Origin of the sequence: Bacillus marasmi (genome assembly GCF_902168435.1) — a bacterium.
GTDB classification, from domain to species: Bacteria; Bacillota; Bacilli; order Bacillales; family Cytobacillaceae; genus Bacillus_BU; species Bacillus_BU marasmi.
Map to the genome: position 1 here is coordinate 23,240 of NZ_LR656174.1, position 19,786 is coordinate 43,025.

Consider the following 19,786-nt stretch of genomic DNA (forward strand, 5'->3'; position numbering starts at 1 on the left):
TCTCAATATTTGATATTAAGCTTGTGACACTAGTAGTTTTGAATCAACATTTTCTTCGTTCACAATCGTTGCTTGTGCTGCAGCTAAACGAGCAAGCGGCACTCGGAATGGTGAGCAACTTACATAATCAAGTCCTGCGCGGTAGCAGAATTCGATTGAAGATTTTTCACCGCCATGCTCTCCACAAATACCAGTTTTCAGACCTGGTTTTGCTAGACGACCAAGTGTAACACCTGCTTCAACAAGCTTACCAACACCTTGTTGGTCAAGCACAGCAAATGGATTTTCAGGTAATACTTTATTTTCAACATATGCTTGTAAGAATTTACCCTCAGCATCATCACGACTGAAACCGAAAGTTGTTTGCGTTAAGTCATTCGTACCAAAAGAGAAGAAGTCAGCTTCCACAGCAATTTGGTCCGCAGTTAAAGCAGCACGAGGAATCTCAATCATCGTACCAACAAGATAGTCTAGCTCTACTCCGGTTTCTTCCTGTACTTGTACGCCTGCATCAATGACCAATTGACGCATTTCTTTCAGCTCATTCACATGTCCAACTAACGGAATCATAATTTCTGGCTTCACATTAATTCCTTTATCAGCTAATTTTGCAACGGCATAGAAAATCGCTTTTGCTTGCATTTCATAAATCTCAGGGTTAATCAAACCTAGTCGGCATCCACGAAGTCCAAGCATTGGGTTAAACTCATCAAGCTGGCGTACTTTTTTAAGTAATACTTCTTTTTGCTTTAATACTTCAGATTCAGGGTCAGTGATTTGAAGTCTTGTTACATCAACAAGTAATTCTTCCTTATCCGGTAGGAATTCATGAAGTGGTGGGTCTAGAAGACGAATCGTCACAGGTAGACCTTCCATAGCCTCGAAAATACCCTCAAAATCGCCTTGCTGCATTGGTAATAACTGTTCTAATGCTTCTCTTCTCTCTTCAACATCCTGAGCAAGAATCATTTTTTGAACAATTGGAATACGCTTAGGGTCCATGAACATATGCTCAGTACGGCAAAGCCCGACACCACCAGCACCAAATTCAAATGCTTTACGAGCATCTTCTGGATTATCAGCATTTGCACGAACACCCAACTTACGTACTTCATCAGCCCATTCTAATAGCATAACAAATTCATCTGAAAGCTCAGGGTCAATCATTGGAATTTCACCAAGCATAATTTCCCCAGTACCACCATCGATGGTAATAACATCACCATAGTTAATCACTAAATCTCCAACTGAAAATTGCTTTTCTCGCAAATCAATTTTCAATGCTTCGCATCCGCAGATACAAGCCTTACCCATACCTCTAGCTACTACTGCAGCATGGCTTGTCATACCGCCACGGCTTGTCACAACTGCTTGAGCAGCAACGATTCCATGGATATCATCTGGTGTAGTTTCTGGACGAACGAGGATGACTTTCTTTCCATCATTCGTTAAACTTTCAGCCTCATCTGCATCAAATACAACTTGTCCTGTTGCAGCACCTGGAGATGCAGGAAGACCTTTGGCAATAATTTCGCGCTCGTGAGAATCGTCGATTCGACTGTGTAGCAACTGATTTAATTGATCAGGGTCAACGCGAAGCAACGCCGTTTTCTTATCGATAATACCCTCTTTTTCCATCTCAACTGCAATGCGGATTGCCGCTTGAGCTGTTCTTTTACCAGTACGTGTTTGTAAAATGTATAACTTTCCTTTTTCAACAGTGAATTCAATATCCTGCATATCCTTATAATGCATTTCAAGCTGACGGCAAGTATCAGCAAATTGCTGATATACCTCTGGCATTGCAGCCTTTAAGGTATGAATTGGTAGTGGAGTACGAATTCCAGCTACTACGTCTTCACCTTGAGCATTGATTAAGTATTCACCATATAAATCATGTTCACCTGTTGATGGGTTCCGTGTAAACGCAACTCCTGTTCCGCAATCATCGCCCATGTTTCCGAATACCATGCTCTGAATATTTACTGCTGTTCCAAGATGACCAGGAATTTTGTGAAGACGACGATATACAATAGCACGTTGATTGTTCCAAGAATCAAATACTGAATTAATTGATAGGAATAGCTGTTCTTTTGGGTCTTGCGGGAATTCTACCTTCGTGCGTTTCTTAACAATTTCTTTGTAACCAGCAATGACGACCTTCCAGTCCTCAGCTGTTAATTCTGGATCTGAGGAATACCCCTTTTCTTCACGGTATTCCTCTAATAATTGTTCAAAGAAGAAAACATCAACTTCTAAAACAACATCGGAAAACATTTGAATAAAACGGCGATAAGAATCATATGCAAACCGCGGATTATTAGTCAATTGCGCTACCGCTTCAACGGTTTCATCATTCATACCTAAATTTAGAACCGTGTCCATCATTCCCGGCATTGAGAATACTGCACCTGAACGAACTGATACTAAGAGTGGATTCGTTGGATCCCCTAATCGTTTGCCTGTTTTTTCTTCTAGACTTGATAGTGCTTCTAAAATTTGCAGTTCTACTTCAGTAGAAATCTTTTTCCCCGCATCATAGTAAGCATTACAAGCCTCTGTAGAGATGGTAAAACCAAAAGGAACAGGTAAACCAATTCTTGTCATTTCAGCAAGATTTGCACCTTTTCCTCCTAATAATTCCTTCATACCACTATGTCCTTCATTAAACAGATAAACGAATTTTGTCATTTTACGAACTCCTCTCTCTTTTTAGCACGTCTAAAATGTAATCTGCTGTTTCTTCTATTGCTTTGTTTGATACATTGATGACTGGACAGCCAATCCGCTTCATAATTTTTTCTGCATATTCTAATTCTTCAAGAATACGTTCATAGTTGGCGTAGTTGGCTTTACTTTTCAAGCCAAGATTTCTAAGGCGTTCCGTCCGAATAGCATTAAGATGATCAGGTGAAATAATTAGCCCTACACATTTACTTCTTGGAATCGTATACAACTCATCCGGCGGTGCCACTTCAGGCACTAACGGAACATTCGCCACTTTGTAACCTTTGTGAGCCAAATACATCGAGAGTGGCGTTTTAGATGTCCGTGACACACCTACCAGTACGATATCCGCAATAAGTATCCCACGTGGGTCACGTCCGTCATCATATTTAACAGCAAACTCAATTGCTTCTATTTTTCGAAAATATTCATCATCCAATAACCTCATTAGTTTTGGCTGATGCTTTGGAACCTTATGGAATTTCTGGACAAATGCATCCATAAGCGGGTTTAGCAAATCAACGGCTAGTACCCCTTCTTCAGCGGCCCGTCGATCCATGTATTCCTTTAATGTAGGAATGACAATCGTGTAGGCTATAATGGAGTTTGTTTTTCCTGCCTTTTCGAGGATGTCCTCGATATCTTCAAAATCCTCAACGTACGGATTTCGTTTCAGCTCAACATGTCCACCATTAAATTGTGTCGCAGCTGCTTTCACAACTAATTCCGCTGTTTCTCCGACAGAATCGGATACAACATAGACAATTTCTCTTTCGTCCAAAAATCGCACAACCTTCCGTGTCCTTATTAATGACTGCCCATTTCGATAAAAGCCCTTGTTATCGTTGTTTTCGTTACCCTACCAACCACCTGGAAGATATGTTCCTCTGCATCAATTTCCTGCACAACAGGTAACGAATCGATATGGTAGTCAATCATTTTTCTCGCTGCCTCAAGGAGGGTTGCTTCTGGTTTAATCGTGATTACATTCGGCATCCTCGTCATTATGACGTTTACAGGTAATTCTTGTAGATTACGATTCCCAATTGAAGCCCTAAGTAAATCCTTTCTTGAAATAACACCCGCAAGATGACCATTTTGATTGACTGCATATAGCGTTCCAACATCCATTAAAAAAATCTGAACAATAGCATCATAGACAGATACCGATTTTTTTATTACGATTGGGTTTGCCATATATTGGTGAACGTAATGATTGGAAAACCAGTCGGTGAGTTGATCTAATTCTGGTCCTTTATAATAATAGCCAACTCTCGGTCTTGCTTCTAAGTTACCAACCATCGTAAGTATCGCTAAATCAGGTCTTAAGGTCGCCCTTGTTAAGGACAGCTTCTCGGCAATTTGATTACCTGGAATGGGTCCTTCATCCTTAACAATTTGTAGTATTTCTTCTTGCCGTTTTGAAAGTTTAATGAGGTCCACCACCCTCCTAATTAAGAAAGAAAATATGATACACATATGCAGAAAATCATTTAAATGTGTTATACGATTAATATATAGTATATTACATTTCGAATCAATTCGATTTCGAGCTAGTTTGTAAACGATTTGTGACAAATTATTGTAGGATAAAAATTTCCTGTGGATTTTACTGAAATATTTTTAATTGTTTGTCTATCGTATTTTTCATGGTAAAATAGAAAACAATATATGAGAGAATTGGAGTGTAGAATTAATAATGAGTGTACATAAAGCAATTTCGGCACATGTAAATGGACAAAATCATATCCTTAACGATTATGTCCAATTAGATCAGCAACGCGAGGCCTTTATCGAAGAGGCTTGCCAGCTCTGTAAAGCAGGACAGCCGTTTAATACGGATAAAATCAATCACGTTACCGAAAAATTGAATCTATTATCAAAAAAAATTGAAAATCTGCCAGAACGAAAATATGTAACTATTCAAATGGTTCAAGATTACGTTCAGAAATAGGTTATACTAAATGAAAAAATGTAGCCTCAAAAGACGTTTATTTACGTTTCTTTGAGGCTACATTTTTCAATTTTTTCGTTTAACTACCCATTTATACATGAATAGGAGTAAATGTAAATAAACAAAATACCCAATTACTGAGTAATAATGCTCCCAATTCATATGATGGATAAACCAGCCAAGTTTTTCAGCAAACCGTTCGAATACAGCCCCAAGCAAACTTAATAATAGAATAATTCCTGAAATCCTCCAGCCTCTAAGCTTTGAAATATATGTTAGATAAAGTAAGAGACTTAACGGTAGGACAAATAAGGTAAACAGGATGTTAATTGAAAAAATATCTGGGAACGGACGAAAGCCGAACCTGTACATACCCATCCCAACGAAGAATAAATCCAAATAAGTTGCCACGAAACTACCAAAAACAATCGTTAATAATAATTCGTTATTAACTCCAAATCGTAATAACTTTTTTTGCGATGACTGCGATTTCAAGTTTTTCAAGCGTTTGGCAGTATTCATTTTTTATCTCCCCACTTATTTTTTCATTATCTTCGATTAAGTACTCTATGATATTGACATCCTTAAACCAATCCCCCGTCTCGGCAGGTACATGGTGGACATCCTTCCATGCATACTGTAACAAAGGGCTATAAATTCTCGGCATTCCAGCTTTAAGTCGGCAGCCATTTAGTCGCCTCAGTTTATAGAGTTTACTTGGTGCCCCTTCCTTTACCACAGAAAAAAGCTTTGGCCAATAATCACAACGTGAACCTGTATGTGGTTTACTAAGCGCCCATTGATAAACCTTATCCAAAACCTTGTTTTGACGGAATAGAAGGCGGTATAAGCTTTTCCCCAGCAAAATCCGTTTCTCCAGTGATTCAAACTGCGGCAATGTTTTCCCCATCAGCTCAATTTTCCCACCATTACCATACGGGAATAAAATATGTGTAAATGAAAAGAGCTCCTGTAATTTAAATTGCATTGTATTTAACACACTCGTTTTATAGTGTGGATGTTGAATAACACGGTCTTCCAAGTAGCTTTGTTCATTGACAACGAGCGCCATCGTCAACATATACCTATTATGGTGAACAAAGAAGTGGTTCCAAATGGTTTCCATGAATATCGATACACGGAAGTGTGACAACAAATGAAATAACGGCCTCTTTTTCTGAATGCTCGCTTCATAAAGCAAAAACTGCGGATAAGCATCCTGAAAAATAAGCCAATTGCCTCGTTCAAGAAATGAAAAGAACAGATGTCTTTCTTTATCATTGAGTAAAACAGAAAGAAAATCTCCTTGTAAATCGGTCATATTCCAACCACCATTTCTTGACACCATATGGCCAAGAAATGCCCAGTGAATTTCGGGATGCTTTTTATAAAAATCAAGATATGCTTTCGTACGAGTTAAATTATTTTTGTTTAATCTTTGAGTTTCCTCATTAATCCGTTCAACAAGCTGTAATTCATCCTTTGTTAAAGTTTGTAACGAATTCATTAATACGTTGTTGAATTTACTTTTATTTATAAGGTCTTCCTTGATAGGAATTAAGTATTGGGGAAGCTTTTGGTTAGGTTTTGGTAATTTCTTACTAAGGAAAAATATTCTCCGTCCCTCCTTTCAAGTCATTGAATTTCAAGATGACGAATAGGTATGGAGTAAATCAAAAGTTGGGAGAGAAAAAACTTGGCAACATTAAATGTCAATTCAGCTATCCATGGTCTAATAGAACAACTAAAGCTAGCCCAATCTCCCAATGGCACGTGGGAATATCCGTTTGAAACTGGCGTTGCGACAGATGCTTATATGATTATTTTATTAAGGACCTTGGAGATAAATGATGAGGAGTTAATTCGAAACCTTACAAACCGCATTTTGTCTCGCCAAGAGGAGAATGGGGCGTGGAAGTTATTTGAGGATGAAGGCGAAGGTAACATAACAGCGACGACTGAAGCCTACTACAGTTTACTGTACTCCGGCTACTACGAACAAAGTCATCCACGAATGGAGCTGGCAAAGCAATTTATTATTGCCAACGGCGGATTAAATAAAATTCATATGTTTTCAAAAATCATGCTTTGTTTAACTGGACAATTACGCTGGCCAGAAACTTTTCCTATTCCAATCGAATTGATGCTTTTGCCCTCTACTTCTTATGTGAATTTCTTCAGTTTTTCCGTTTTTGGTCGTGCCAACCTCTGCCCAATGATGATTTTAGCTGATCAAAAATACAGTCTAAAAACGGCTAAAAGCCCAGATTTAGCCGACCTATATAATCGGGACGATGAAGTAGGCTTTAATGAATTGTTTAACTGGCGACCAATTTCAAAAATGATTGAACAAGGCCTTACCTCATTTGTCGGTTTACCAAAGCGCATGAAAAAAATAGCCATACAAAAAGCAAAGCAGTATATAATTGACCGAATAGAAGCTGATGGTACTCTACTCAATTATTTCAGCTCAACCTTTTTAATGATCTTTGCCCTACTTGCACTTGGTCATTCCAAAAACGACCCGCTTATCACGAATGCTGTATCGGGACTACTTAACATGCAAACAAAGATTGATGGATACACGCATATTCAATATACTACTGCTACGGTTTGGAATACGGGGCTAATTTCAACAGCGTTGCAGGAGGCAGGTGTTCACCCGGAAAATCCCGTCGTGAAACAAGCGAATATATATTTACTTTCTCAGCAGCATACAAAATTTGGAGATTGGCAGATTCATAATCGGGAAGGAAAGCCTGGTGGCTGGGGCTTTTCAAATCTGAACAGCATTCATCCTGATGTGGATGATACTACAGTTGCATTGCGAGCGCTAGCAAGAAGTGTCCGTTCAAATCGCGATGCTCGGTTAGCGTGGGAGAAAGGAATCCAATGGCTTGTTTCAATGCAAAATCGCGACGGAGGTTGGCCAGCGTTTGAACGGAATGTGACTGGAAAATTTGTAAAATTATTACCCATCAAAAATGCAGAGTTTTTAATAGCTGATCCTTCAACAGCAGATTTAACTGGAAGAACATTACAATTCTTTGGCAATTATACGCAACTCAAACACGACCATCCTGTAATAAAGAACGCCATCTATTCATTATTGAACCAGCAGGAAAATAACGGCGCTTGGTATGGACGTTGGGGTATTTGTTATCTTTATGGAACTTGGGCTGCACTCACCGGACTAACATCTGTAGGTATCACATCAAAGCACCCTTCAATTAAAAAGGCTATTGGCTGGCTTAAACAACAGCAAAACGCTGATGGTGGATGGGGTGAATCCTGCCAAAGTGATATCGAAAAGCGATATGTACCATTAGGCTCAAGTACAATAACTGATACTGCATGGGCAGTCGATGCTTTAATTGCAGCCTCTCCTGTTCCTACAAAGGAGATTACCAACGGGATTGAATTTATATTAAAGCGTTTTAATCAAAACGATTGGACTACTGAATATCCTAAAGGACAAGGTATGGCAGGAGATTTTTACATGCATTATCATAGCTACCGCTATATCTTCCCGCTTTTTGCTCTGACCAATTACAGAAATAAATACAATTAACAAAACCCAATTCCCCTTGGATGACATAGGAATTGGGTTTCTTTTTATTTGCTGTTAAAGTTTGCTTGGACCGCCCCGGATTCAACGGGGAGAATGATATTTTTTAGGATTAGGTATAAACAATAAATCGCTAAAAGATTAAAAACTGGAAAAATAATTATTTCAGCAGCTCCCATACTAACCCCGGTGAGAGCCTGGCCTATGATCATTGCTGTTAATGCTGTTAACAGAGTAATAATTTTCATATATAACACTGTTGTTAATAAATATCCATAAGGCTGTTTCCGGATTAACAAAACAGCACCAAGTATAGACACTGGTATGATAATACCAAGATCTATCCCTTGTACTACTAATGTAGTGTAATGCTCCAGTCCTTCAGTCGGCGTACCATTAACTAATGGAGGCAAGATTTTTCCGAGCCACATCATACCTACTGCCACACTAAGAAGTATCATGATTGTAGCAATAAACAAAACCGGAAGCTTAATACTGAAGGCATTTTTTACCGCAACTACGTCAAAGGACATCATCGCCAATACAAAGGCAAAAAAACTAAGTGACATCAGAGCGACAAATACTAAGAAAAAGGAGTTGTACATCGCCACAAAAGTATATACAGCGTACGTGTATAAAAAATATCCAAGGGTACCAGTAAGTAACAATCGCCCTCTAAGCGAGTTTTTTCGTGAGAGATATAAAGATAAACTTAAGAGTGGGATTCCTAAACATAGTGTCACCACATCTTGTGCCCTTGCTTGAACCGCCATGGCTACACTATCATTTTCATACAATCCTTTACCATATATAGATATTGTAAGTCCTTCAATTGACGTGAAGGTGTGCTGACCAGGACCTCCATTAGCAATTGCCCCATAAACAGAAGCGAATAGTGATAATAAAATAATCATTAATACTAGAATAGTGATAGGTTTCTTAAATTTCACAGCGGACTCCTCCTAAGTATTGGAAGATGTCAGTATAAATCTTAAGATGCCTGGTTGAATGTCTGAGCAAATTTTTTAATAGAATCGACATTAAAGGTTGATGTATCGCTAGCGACACCAGCAACCTTTTTGATGATTATCCGTTCAATTAAGTTCATATCGGCAAAAATAAACTCCCCACCGAATAAACCTTCTGATTTAGCCACTGCACGAAGGTCAGCTGGAAAAGCATTTTCAAATTGTGATTTTGCTTCATCACCATCGCGATAGCAGCAAAGGAAAAAGCCCAGTTTCTTTGTGAGGAGTATGTCATGATTTTTATTAACAAATTGCTTAATCTTCCTTTGAATATTGCCAGCATGGATTGATCCACCGATGATTACTGCATCATATGTAGATAAATCCGGATCTCTGAATTTACTTAAATCCACCCGTTCAACAATACCTTCCAATTGCTCACTCAAAATTCTAGCCGCTTTGGCAGTAGTTCCATGTGAAGAACAGTACAAAATTAAACATTTCATTGAATAAGCCCTCCAATCTTAGAATCATAAAATAAAAATTCCCAGCTCAAAACAATGTTCTTATGTTCTAAGCTGGGATTCCTGTATGGTTTGAGCTGTATTCAGTTTAATAAACAATGGTAATTCTACCTATATCATAGTTGATTTCACCTGTTTACTCTTAATAAAATTCGAAAATTTTTCGAATTAATATTCTTTACTTTTTCTTAAGTCTGTATAAATCCATCGTTTTGTAGCCTTGTTCGAGCACTTCTATCATTTGCTGCTGTCGCTTATCTCTCGTAGCTTGTTGTTTTGCTGAGTATATATACCTAGCCCAATCGCGCTGATAGCCTGGAGTTAATTCATTAAAGATTGCTAAAGTATTAGGATGATCACCTAGAAATGCTTCAACGTCCTTAAAATTATCAATATAGTCTTCAACACATTGACTAGCTGCCGTTGACTTCTTGGCTTTCTTTTTCTCCCGTTTTAAACCAACAACCGTAAACACATCATCCAAGCCTACCATTCGAGAAAATTTGATATCACTATTTCCTACATACCCATCGTCCTCATTCACCTTCATAGCTGGGAAGATTTCATCACGATGAATATATGAATCATAGCGCTTGTTACCTTTTTTTGGATAGGCGAAAAATAAATAGCCCTTTTCGTTCAACAGCTTGTCATTATTGATGATTTGTTGGGTATAAGACACCATTTCATCAATATTTTCAATAAAAATAAAAATGCAATCGTGTCCTTGAGATAAGGAATTTGCACGCCCGGGTAAAATATCATAATCCTCTGGTTGGTTGATGATAGTCAGATTGTTATACTTTTCAAGTTTAAGCTTCGTTGCGATTGACATGTTTTACTCCTTTTTGACAGTTTTTCTTTTACTATAAAAGGAAAATCACATGAACGCAAAATTTTGGCTTTCAGTACCAAATTTAAATGATTGCATATAAATAGTAACAAATATATGAAAGCGAGTGGTGCCGATGTTTCAACAGCCGGCGATCGTTCAAGTCCTTTCACAGATAAATGAGAAAAGAAAAATTCAAATTTATTATCCTGTTATATTAGGGCTTACCAATACTACTGCCCAAGACACCATCAATCAAAAGATTATAAAAACCTTTAATAGATTACTCCAGGACCGCGATTACCACAGTCCCTACCTTGTAGAATTAAATGGGTGGTTTGAAATTAAGAATAACCAACGTGGAATCTTGAGTCTTGCATTATATGTGTATTCATATACGGGTGGTGCCCATGGAATGACAACGGTTCGGACCCTTACCTTCGAAACGACAACCGGAAAAAATTACTCACTGGATGAACTATTCAAGCCTAACTCCGACTATCAAAATGTATTAATGAATATGATCACTGATCAGATAAAAACGCGTGAAATTCCAGTTATAAGCACTCCGATTGTTTTTCCTGGAAACAATAATTACTATTTAGCTGATAAAAGCTTAATTTTGTATTACCAACTCTATGATTTAGCCCCTTATTATTATGGAATCACCTATTTTCCGATAAATATCTATGAGATTCAAAAAATCATTGATGAAAATGGGCCTCTCGGTAAACTGATGGGATCGAACTAAATCCAATTAGATAAATTGTAAAAAGCCAATCTATTGCTAAAGATTGGCTTTTCTAGATTAATTGGATTGTTCGACTTGTTCGTAATACCGCGCTAATTCAATAATCATAGCACCCATTCTTTCAAATTCTGGGGCAACCAAACGTTCAATTCCCTCTTCACGAATTGCTTCCGCCGTGATTTTCCCGACGGCAACTGCTATTGCTTCTGTATTAAAAGCGTGGATAAGCTTTTCAGCGAATCCATTTTCCTTAGCGTATTCAAACAAGAAGCGAACCTGCACAGCTGTCGTAAAGCAAACCGCATTCACCTTGCCTGAAAGAAGCTCCTGGCATAATTGTTTGACTGTCTCTGTTTTCGGCGGGATATGCTGATAAGGCAATATTTGCTGTACAGAAGCTCCATTTTCCTCGAGAAAACGAATTAATGCAGGAGCCGCTTCACCATGAAGCTGAACTACCACTTTCTTACCAGCAAAATCGTATTGTTGTAAAGATCTCACTAGGCCACGGTTCGTGCCATCATCATCAACTGCTCCAGGTGTGAGATCTAGTTTTTTCAATACGCCTTGTGTTTTATAGCCACGCGCTCCAATTTTCACCTCCGAAAGACGGTTAAGGAATTGCTCTTTAAGTCCGATTTTGTCAGCGAGATCAATTAGACTATCAGTACCGATTCCTGTTGTTAAAATTACCCAATCTGCACCCTCATCAATAAATTTCCGCAAATCAGGCTCGACTTCTTTTTCCGCTAAAAAAACAGTCCCTTGAAGCGGGCGAATGACGGCAGTGCCGCCCTGTTTTTCTATTAATGCAGATATTTCCTCCAGCTTGCGACTTCCGGCAATCGCAATCGTTTTTAGTGATAAAGCATGACCCATAAGTACTTCCCCTTTATGATTGATATGTATAATATTACCTTACCAAACAATTTGGGAAAAAACGAATAATTCTTCTCTTGGAAAATGTTTACGTTAAATGAGCAAATATTCATTAAGTCAAGCATAATTATTGAAAGACAAGCATTATTAGAATAAATCGAGCATATCGCTGAAATTTTGAGCATTGAAAAAATGAAGTCGAGCATAAATTCTCGAAAGCCGAGCATATTTTTCGAAAAGCCGAGCATAAATTCTTAAAAGCCGAGCATATTTTCCGAAAAGTCGAGCACAAATTAAATTCAATAGTATGTATATTTTGTTTTATCACAATTTGTTTAATTAATTACGATTTTTAGAGAAATATTTGTAACCACACACCAAAAACTATTCATTCTATTTAAGAGTAACTGAAAAATGACCGTTTTTCTCCCTTTATTCGATATTTAGACACAAATCCCCTTAATGCAAAGTGTAATGAAATCATTTAATGGTTTTGCAATCCTCCAAAATAATCTTTACATCACTTCTTTACACTCTCTACAATAACTTCGCATTCTTTTTCCAGCGGCAGAATGACTGCAGACATGTCTAAGTCAGCTAAACCTTGCTCGATTGCCTCTGCAAAAGAACTCTCCGCATGTTGACCCAAAAACTGTTTCATACCCGTTTCAGCAAAGAGCTGATTAGCGAGTCTGACGTCTTTATGTACATATTTCACAGCGCCACCCGGTGCAAACTCACGACTTAATACAAATCCTTCCATATGACGGCGAAGCATTCGGCTATCTCCGTAACTTACCTTCAACAATTGATACAGTTTCTCAGGATCAAGTCCTAACGCAGTTCCGGCAACCATTGCCTCAGATGCAGCAATCGAATGGACTGCAACTAAATATTGGTTAATTAATTTAGCAATACTACCTGCCCCAGACGCCCCTAAGTATTGGACAAATTCTCCAATTATCCGAAGTATCGGCTCCATCTTTTCAAAAACCGATGATTCTCCGCCGACCATGATTGTTAAAGTTCCTTGCTCTACTCCTTCTGGACCGCCACTGACCGGAGCATCCAAAAAGCTGATATCACGATCTCGGGCAGCTTCAAAAATCATTCGACTTGTATCGGCACCTACGGTGGTGAAATCTATGCATACTGCTTTCGGTTTCGCATTAGCCAATACCCCCTCTCCGCTTAAATAAACCTGCTGAACATCATCAGGCATTGCGAGGCATGTGCAAATCACGTCACACTCTTGAGATAACGAGGAAATTTCCGTTCTCAACTCAGCTCCATATTCAACTAATGCTGCGGCTTTTTCCGGGGAGCGATTATATACCATTACCCTATACCCATTCGAGAGAAACTGCTTTACCATTCGGCTTCCCATAACTCCGGTCCCTATAAATCCTATTTTCATTTCGATAATCCACCTTCCGCAAAATCATGAATCCAAGTAAAGCTTTCCTCACTTTTTCCTAGTGGTATGTATTCAAGACCGATATATCCTTTATATCCGCTCTGTATTATTTCTGCCAAGACATGTTGATAATGAATTTCACCAGTATTGGGCTGATGGCGTCCTGGTACATCAGCGATTTGAATATGTTCAACCTTGTCAAAAAACTGAGCATAAGTGGACAATAAATTGCCCTGGCTTCTTTGTATATGATAAAAATCAAACTGGAGTTTCAGATTTTGCAAATTGATTTCGTCAATAATACGGGCGGCATCGTTAATATTGTTTAAGAAATAGCCTGGCATATCTAGCTGATTAATCGGTTCAATTAATAGGGTCAATTGATGAGGCTCCATTTGAACAGCTGCGTATGTAAGATTGTCAATATACGTTTTTCTGGATAATTCCTTGTCAGCATGTGGTGGTATTACGCCTGCAAGGCAGTGGAGCTTTGAAACACCAAGTGCGAGGGCATATTCAATTCCTTTTGCAACGGATTTCTTAAATTCCTCTTTCCGTTCTGGAAAAATAGCCAAACCGCGTTCGCCATTATCCCAATCTCCAGCTGGTAAATTGATTAGTACGAGGGACAATCGATGCTTTTCGAGCTCGGCTCGAATCGTATCAGCCGGCACTTCATAGGGGAATTGGCATTCAATAAACTGGAAACCTGCTTCTTTGGCTTTTTTGAAGCGTTCAATAAATGGAACTTCGATAAAAATGGTTGAGAGATTAGCTGCATATGTATTCATAAATACCCTCCATAGATTATGTATAAAAATAAAACGAACCAATGTGCTCCGGCACGAAACCGAACACATTGGCTGCATTTTATTTGTGATGATATTAGTTTCCTAGAACTATCGAACTTGCTCAGCTAAGAATTTTGCTTTTGCTTCTTTACGGCGTTTGTGTAGGATTGGCTCTGTGTAACCACTTGGTTGCTCGTAACCTAAGAAAATTAAGTCAGATGCTGCTTGGAACGCTACAGAGTTTTCGAAATTAGCCGCCATTGGACGATATAATAAGTCACCTGCATTTTGCTCGTCAACCACTTTTGCCATCCGTTGTAATGTTTCTACCACTTGTTCTTTTGTGCAAATACCGTGATGTAACCAGTTTGCAACATGCTGACTTGAAATACGAAGTGTAGCGCGGTCTTCCATTAATCCGATATCGTTAATATCAGGAACCTTTGAACATCCTACCCCTTGCTCAACCCAACGAACAACATAGCCTAGAATTCCTTGACAGTTGTTATCCAATTCTGCTTGAATTTCTTCTGGAGTCCAGTTAGGATTTTGCGCAACTGGTACCTGTAATATTCCATCAGTTAAATCAGTAGATTCCTTCTTCAGTACATTTTGAACCTCTACAGGATCAATTAAATGATAGTGAGTTGCATGAAGTGTTGCAGCTGTTGGTGATGGTACCCAAGCAGTATTCGCACCAGCTTTTAGATGACCGATTTTTTGGACAAGCATGTCAGCCATTAAATCAGGCATTGCCCACATACCTTTACCGATTTGGGCGTTTCCTTGAAGACCGCAGTCAAGACCAGCAAACACGTTTGACTTTTCATATGAAGCTAACCATTCAGATGTTTTCATATCACCTTTACGAATCATTGGACCTGCTTCCATCGAAGTATGCATCTCATCACCTGTCCGGTCTAAGAAACCAGTATTGATGAAGGCGATTCTTTCTTTAACTTCACGGATACAAGCTTTTAAGTTTAGTGAAGTACGGCGCTCTTCATCCATTACACCGATTTTTAACGTATTGCGTTTTAAGCCAATTAAATCTTCAATGCGGGCAAACAATTTATTCGCAAAAGCTGCTTCAGCAGAACCATGCATTTTCGGTTTAACGATATAAACTGACCCTTTCGCTGAATTACGGTAATTTCTGTTTCCAATGATTTCATGCTTGGAAATTAAGCTTGTGATTACGCCATCAAGAATTCCCTCTGGGATTTCATTCCCATTCTTATCTAAAATTGCGTCACTAGTCATTAAATGTCCTACGTTACGGATGAACATTAATGAACGACCAGAAAGGGTAATCGTTCCACCTTGGATCGATTGATATTGACGATCAGGGTTCAAGGTACGAACAATCTCTTTGTCACCTTTTAATAGTTTCGCAGAAAGATTACCTTTAATTAGACCTAACCAATTTGAATATACTTCAACTTTGTCGTCTGCATCTACAGCTGCAACAGAATCCTCACAGTCCATGATAGTTGTAACCGCTGACTCAAGGATAATATCCTTCACTCCGGCAGTGTCTGTTTTTCCGATAGGAGATTCGCGGTTGATTTGAATTTCAATGTGCATACGATTATTTTTTAATAAAATTGAAGTTGGTTCGCTTAATTCACCAAGATAGCCTACTAGTTTAGAAGCATCCTTTAATCCAACACTCTTACCGCTTTCAAGTGTAACAGATAGTTCATTGTCAATAATCGCGTATTTAACCGCCTCAGCATGAGAGCCGTTAGATAATGGAATTGCACTATCTAAAAATTCTTTACCATAAGCGATAACCTTTGCACCACGAACTGGATTATAGCCTCTACCTTTTTCAGCACCATCTTCTTCTGAAATCGCATCTGTACCATACAACGCATCATAAAGGCTTCCCCAACGAGCATTTGCAGCGTTAATTGCATAACGAGCATTGTTAATCGGTACAACTAACTGCGGCCCACCTTGAAGCGCCACTTCTTCATCGATATTTTCAGTGTTGATTTTAAATTCTTCTGGCTTCGGTTCTAAATAGCCGATTTCTTGTAAAAATGATTTGTATTGGTTGAAATCATAGTTGTCTTTATTCTGTAAATGGAATTGATTGATTTTTTCTTGTAATTCGTCACGGCGTGCCAATAATGCTTTATTCTCAGGTGCCAATTCATCTATAATGGTTTCAAACCCAGCCCAGAATGCCCCTTGTTCAACACCAGAACCAGGAAGTACCTCATTATTTACAAAATCATATAGCACGGAAGCTATTTTAATATTGCCATTTTCTACATATTTAGTCATGAACGTTTTCCTACCTTTCAAAAATAAAAAATTAAAATGCACTACCTTTGTTGATTAAAGAAGGTTCAGACAAAAACTTTTTGTGTTCCTCCGCAGATTTTGTGATTTTACTCCTAATAAATATCTTCTATTTCTACACTCTTTTATTCTCTCTAATCATGTAGATTCCTTCCTGTTATAAAACAATATTGTTAATTTAATAAATATTGTAACAGAGAAAGATACACAATTAAAGACATTCCTGGTTAATTTTTTAAATTTTCCAATTGTTTAAAAAATAAATAAACCGTTCCAATTCTAGCTGGAACGGTCTTAATAAGCTAATATCTATCAAATTCCCGACGATATCGGGATGAATGACAAGAATCACAAATTGGAAATGAATAATCCATCGGTAAATTTTTACCACAACGTTTACATTTATTTTTAAATGTTTTAATTTCAGATTTTAGATGTTCATGAACTTCATCGCTAATTTCCTCTCTAACTCGTTCCCAATAATGTGCTTCAGTACGTTGGTCCAAGCGATATAAGAACAGGAGATGGAGTCCCAATGCTTTATAGGTTAATTCAAGCTCCTCAAGGTTTCTTTTCTTCAAATTAGGCTCAGGCAGCTCTCGACCTTCTAAAATCGCATAAATCGTGTGGCGCCATTGCTGCTTCAGTTCTACCTCTTTAGAGGAAAATGGGAGATGTAAAAATCCGTAAAGATCCATTAAGTTCAAGCGAGCTTCGATTTCTGTACCTTGAACCATTTGGTAAAGCTCGCGCTCCTCCATTAGACTGGCTTTTTTTGTCCCCTTTGGACTTTGAAATTTATCCCACAGCTCAAAAAAGGTTCCTAGATCATGGGAGTATTTTTGAAAACGTTCAAACACAGCATTGGTTGGGGCAATCGCAAAAGAATGAACAGCCTCATCCTCCTTATCAAGGAGCTTTTTCATCGTCCCAATTTCTGATGTAAAGGCTACTTTACCAACCCCATAAATCCCTTTACGGCCAGCTCTTCCAGCTATTTGCTTTACTTCCTGGGAGGTCAGCCTTCTTCGCCTCGTTCCATCAAACTTTTCGTTATCTAAAAAGACAATTCGCCGAATCGGCAAATTCAAGCCCATCCCAATCGCATCTGTAGAAACAATTGTGGTGGTTTCGCCTTCATTAAATCGTTGAATTTGCTTTTTGCGAGTTTCAGGAGGCATACTTCCATAAATCATGCTTACCTTATGTTTCATTGATTGTAATTTAGCTGCTGTTTCAAGCACCTTTTTTCTTGAAAAACAAACAAGTGCATCGCCTTTCTTTGTGTGATTTAAATTAAACTCCCGCTTTTCCACTTCAAGTGGAATTTCACGAGCGTATTCATAAATCTCTACACTGGCTTCTGCGAGCAATCCAAGGAGCATATCTTTAATATTTCGACTACCAATAATATGAACCTCGTTTGCTCTAGCTTTTGTAATTGCCTTGTACCACGAATAACCACGGTCCTTATCGGCGAGCATTTGCGCTTCATCAATGACCATAACATCATAAAAATCCTTCTCATAAAACATTTCAACTGTACAAGCAATATGCGAGGCACCTAAAGTGAGCTTCTCTTCTTCACCTGTTTTGAGTGAGCATGGCACTCCCTCTGTGTTTAATTTATCATACACCTCCAGCGCTAATAATCTTAGCGGAGCTAGGTATATGCCACTAGAAGCTTGTTTCATCCTAGCTAATGCTTGATGTGTTTTACCTGTGTTAGTTTCACCAATATGGAGGACAAAGTGGATATTCTCACCGATACTTGGGCGATATTCACTTCCAAACACATCTTCAATGATTCTTTCTTCTTCTCGTTTTTTTCGTTCTAGTTCAGCTAACTCTTCTTCTCTTCTTTTTTCTCGCAAGGTGAGATCTAATTGGAAAATATCAGCATGAACTCTTTCATCAAAAGGAATTTCTACAAGCTTTATTAAATCAGAAACATATTCCTCGGTAATATCCTCGGTAAAGTCATAGCTAATGTCTAGGATTAATTCAGACAGAATTTTTCGGAGTGCTTTGTCGGTTAATTCCTTCTGGTATGCATCTATATATAGCTGTATTAGGTTTGGCAATCTGTTTAAAATAAAGCTTGGTGCGATTTCAAACACATGCTGAGTTATTAATGTTTCATAATAATTGTAATACGTTTCATATTCGTAATAGCTGCGTCCTCGTTCAAAGCTCTCGTGAACAGCACCTGTCAGTTCTTCAAAAAAATCGCCGACAAGTCGATATTCTCCACTGACCATTCGTTGTTCAGCTTTCGTTAATTTTTCAAGCTGGTATGATTTTGATAATGTATATTTTGGATTTTGTTCAAAATCACGAATTAATTGCTTTGCTACATAATATCGAATGTATAAATATAACGTTTCGTACTCTTTTTGTAGCAATTCCTCAACAGTAGAAAGAATTGTTGCGACTATCTCTTTTCTTCGCTCAGATAAGTACTCTTCCTCAAGCCTTTCTTTAAGCTTAGTTCTAGCAATTTGGTACCGTTCAAGCCATTTCTCCCTGTGATGAAAAAATTCAGAATCCGTCCACTCAAGCACATCGAAGGCTTGAAAATCGCGGATTTCGTTCCGAAATATCTGGTTAATTAGCTTACGGTCAACCCCTTCAACCTCATAGCCCTTTTCAGCTAAAAATGCCTTTTTTTCCTTTTTATTAACAGCATTTGTTGCTTTATTAATCCAAACATTAATCCAAATTTGTTCTAGATAATGGCTCCGATCAAGGCGAAATTGTTCATAATCAGGCGCAACTTCTTTATTTTCCAAATACCGATCGATGTCTTCAAATACCTTCTTCTTCGTATGCTCTACTGCAAGAGGGTATATGGTGGTCAATGTACTCATGTCAAACTCCTTTGATTCTGGGATATTATCCTCTAAGAATTCCTTGTTATTGTTAGTATGTATTATTTTCTAACAAAAAGTATGAATATGCAATTTTCATACAAATGCATACTCAGAGGCACGCTAAAATTTATAGTTAATTTCATATAGTTACGATGCATTTTTAAGCAACAAATCGAATAATTTTTCTTT

The 19,786-nt window shown here is 38.2% G+C and carries 16 protein-coding genes; 3 read left to right on the forward strand and 13 right to left on the reverse strand.

What is annotated here, in order from left to right:
* Positions 1 to 15 precede the first annotated feature (15 nt).
* The 3 genes from ppdK to ccpN are packed head-to-tail and all read right to left on the reverse strand — an operon-like array spanning position 16 to position 4,206.
* On the reverse strand, positions 16 to 2,691 hold the full coding sequence (gene ppdK, locus FXW34_RS14845; protein ID WP_147534790.1) for a pyruvate, phosphate dikinase: 2,676 nt from the start codon (positions 2,689 to 2,691) through the stop codon (positions 16 to 18).
* Position 2,692: 1 nt separating this feature from the next.
* Entirely contained in the window at positions 2,693 to 3,508 is an 816-nt protein-coding gene (locus FXW34_RS14850) for a pyruvate, water dikinase regulatory protein (protein WP_147534791.1), read from the reverse strand.
* A gap of 26 nt (positions 3,509 to 3,534) precedes the next feature.
* Complete coding sequence (ccpN, locus tag FXW34_RS14855) at positions 3,535 to 4,206, reverse strand: transcriptional regulator CcpN (protein ID WP_147534792.1); 672 nt, start codon at positions 4,204 to 4,206, stop codon at positions 3,535 to 3,537.
* Between the two features lie 220 nt (positions 4,207 to 4,426).
* Between ccpN and FXW34_RS14860 the strand changes: the two genes are divergently transcribed.
* The gene (locus tag FXW34_RS14860; RefSeq protein ID WP_147534793.1) at positions 4,427 to 4,681 is read left to right on the forward strand and encodes a DUF2533 family protein; all 255 of its coding nucleotides are present in this window, start codon (positions 4,427 to 4,429) and stop codon (positions 4,679 to 4,681) included.
* Positions 4,682 to 4,747: 66 nt separating this feature from the next.
* Here the strand turns inward: FXW34_RS14860 and FXW34_RS14865 are convergent, their stop codons facing one another.
* Both FXW34_RS14865 and FXW34_RS14870 read right to left on the reverse strand, forming a co-directional pair.
* A complete protein-coding gene (locus FXW34_RS14865) occupies positions 4,748 to 5,203 on the reverse strand; it encodes a CBO0543 family protein (RefSeq protein ID WP_147534794.1) in 456 nt (151 codons plus the stop codon).
* Entirely contained in the window at positions 5,130 to 6,296 is a 1,167-nt protein-coding gene (locus FXW34_RS14870) for a DUF2515 domain-containing protein (RefSeq protein ID WP_425457440.1), read from the reverse strand. Before FXW34_RS14870 ends, FXW34_RS14865 begins: the two co-directional genes overlap by 74 nt.
* Before the next feature lie 81 nt (positions 6,297 to 6,377).
* Between FXW34_RS14870 and shc the strand changes: the two genes are divergently transcribed.
* A complete protein-coding gene (gene shc, locus FXW34_RS14875) occupies positions 6,378 to 8,252 on the forward strand; it encodes a squalene--hopene cyclase (RefSeq protein ID WP_147534796.1) in 1,875 nt (624 codons plus the stop codon).
* Positions 8,253 to 8,296: 44 nt separating this feature from the next.
* Here the strand turns inward: shc and FXW34_RS14880 are convergent, their stop codons facing one another.
* From FXW34_RS14880 to FXW34_RS14890, 3 genes are all read right to left on the reverse strand, one after another.
* A complete protein-coding gene (locus FXW34_RS14880) occupies positions 8,297 to 9,199 on the reverse strand; it encodes a hypothetical protein (RefSeq protein ID WP_147534797.1) in 903 nt (300 codons plus the stop codon).
* A 41-nt stretch (positions 9,200 to 9,240) separates the two neighbouring features.
* Positions 9,241 to 9,723 carry a flavodoxin domain-containing protein gene (locus tag FXW34_RS14885; RefSeq protein WP_147534798.1) on the reverse strand — a complete coding sequence of 161 codons (483 nt, stop codon included), beginning with the start codon at positions 9,721 to 9,723 and terminating at the stop codon, positions 9,241 to 9,243.
* A gap of 196 nt (positions 9,724 to 9,919) precedes the next feature.
* Positions 9,920 to 10,576 carry a YdeI/OmpD-associated family protein gene (locus FXW34_RS14890; protein WP_147534799.1) on the reverse strand — a complete coding sequence of 219 codons (657 nt, stop codon included), beginning with the start codon at positions 10,574 to 10,576 and terminating at the stop codon, positions 9,920 to 9,922.
* Between the two features lie 133 nt (positions 10,577 to 10,709).
* On the opposite strand from FXW34_RS14890, the gene FXW34_RS14895 reads away from it, so the two are divergent.
* On the forward strand, positions 10,710 to 11,324 hold the full coding sequence (locus FXW34_RS14895; protein WP_147534800.1) for a DUF3298 and DUF4163 domain-containing protein: 615 nt from the start codon (positions 10,710 to 10,712) through the stop codon (positions 11,322 to 11,324).
* A gap of 57 nt (positions 11,325 to 11,381) precedes the next feature.
* On the opposite strand, the gene FXW34_RS14900 is transcribed toward FXW34_RS14895, so the two are convergent.
* The 5 genes from FXW34_RS14900 to FXW34_RS14920 all read right to left on the reverse strand — a co-directional run bounded on the left by FXW34_RS14900 (position 11,382) and on the right by FXW34_RS14920 (position 19,594).
* Positions 11,382 to 12,203, reverse strand: coding sequence for a uroporphyrinogen-III synthase (locus FXW34_RS14900; RefSeq protein ID WP_147534801.1), 822 nt, complete (start codon positions 12,201 to 12,203; stop codon positions 11,382 to 11,384).
* Between the two features lie 520 nt (positions 12,204 to 12,723).
* Positions 12,724 to 13,620 carry an NAD(P)-dependent oxidoreductase gene (locus FXW34_RS14905; protein WP_147534802.1) on the reverse strand — a complete coding sequence of 299 codons (897 nt, stop codon included), beginning with the start codon at positions 13,618 to 13,620 and terminating at the stop codon, positions 12,724 to 12,726.
* On the reverse strand, positions 13,617 to 14,411 hold the full coding sequence (locus FXW34_RS14910; protein WP_147534803.1) for a hydroxypyruvate isomerase family protein: 795 nt from the start codon (positions 14,409 to 14,411) through the stop codon (positions 13,617 to 13,619). The genes FXW34_RS14905 and FXW34_RS14910 overlap by 4 nt, the downstream gene beginning before the upstream one ends.
* A 108-nt stretch (positions 14,412 to 14,519) precedes the next feature.
* Complete coding sequence (locus FXW34_RS14915; RefSeq protein WP_147534804.1) at positions 14,520 to 16,706, reverse strand: malate synthase G; 2,187 nt, start codon at positions 16,704 to 16,706, stop codon at positions 14,520 to 14,522.
* 320 nt (positions 16,707 to 17,026) lie between these two features.
* A complete protein-coding gene (locus FXW34_RS14920) occupies positions 17,027 to 19,594 on the reverse strand; it encodes a DEAD/DEAH box helicase (RefSeq protein ID WP_147534805.1) in 2,568 nt (855 codons plus the stop codon).
* Positions 19,595 to 19,786: the final 192 nt, after the last annotated feature.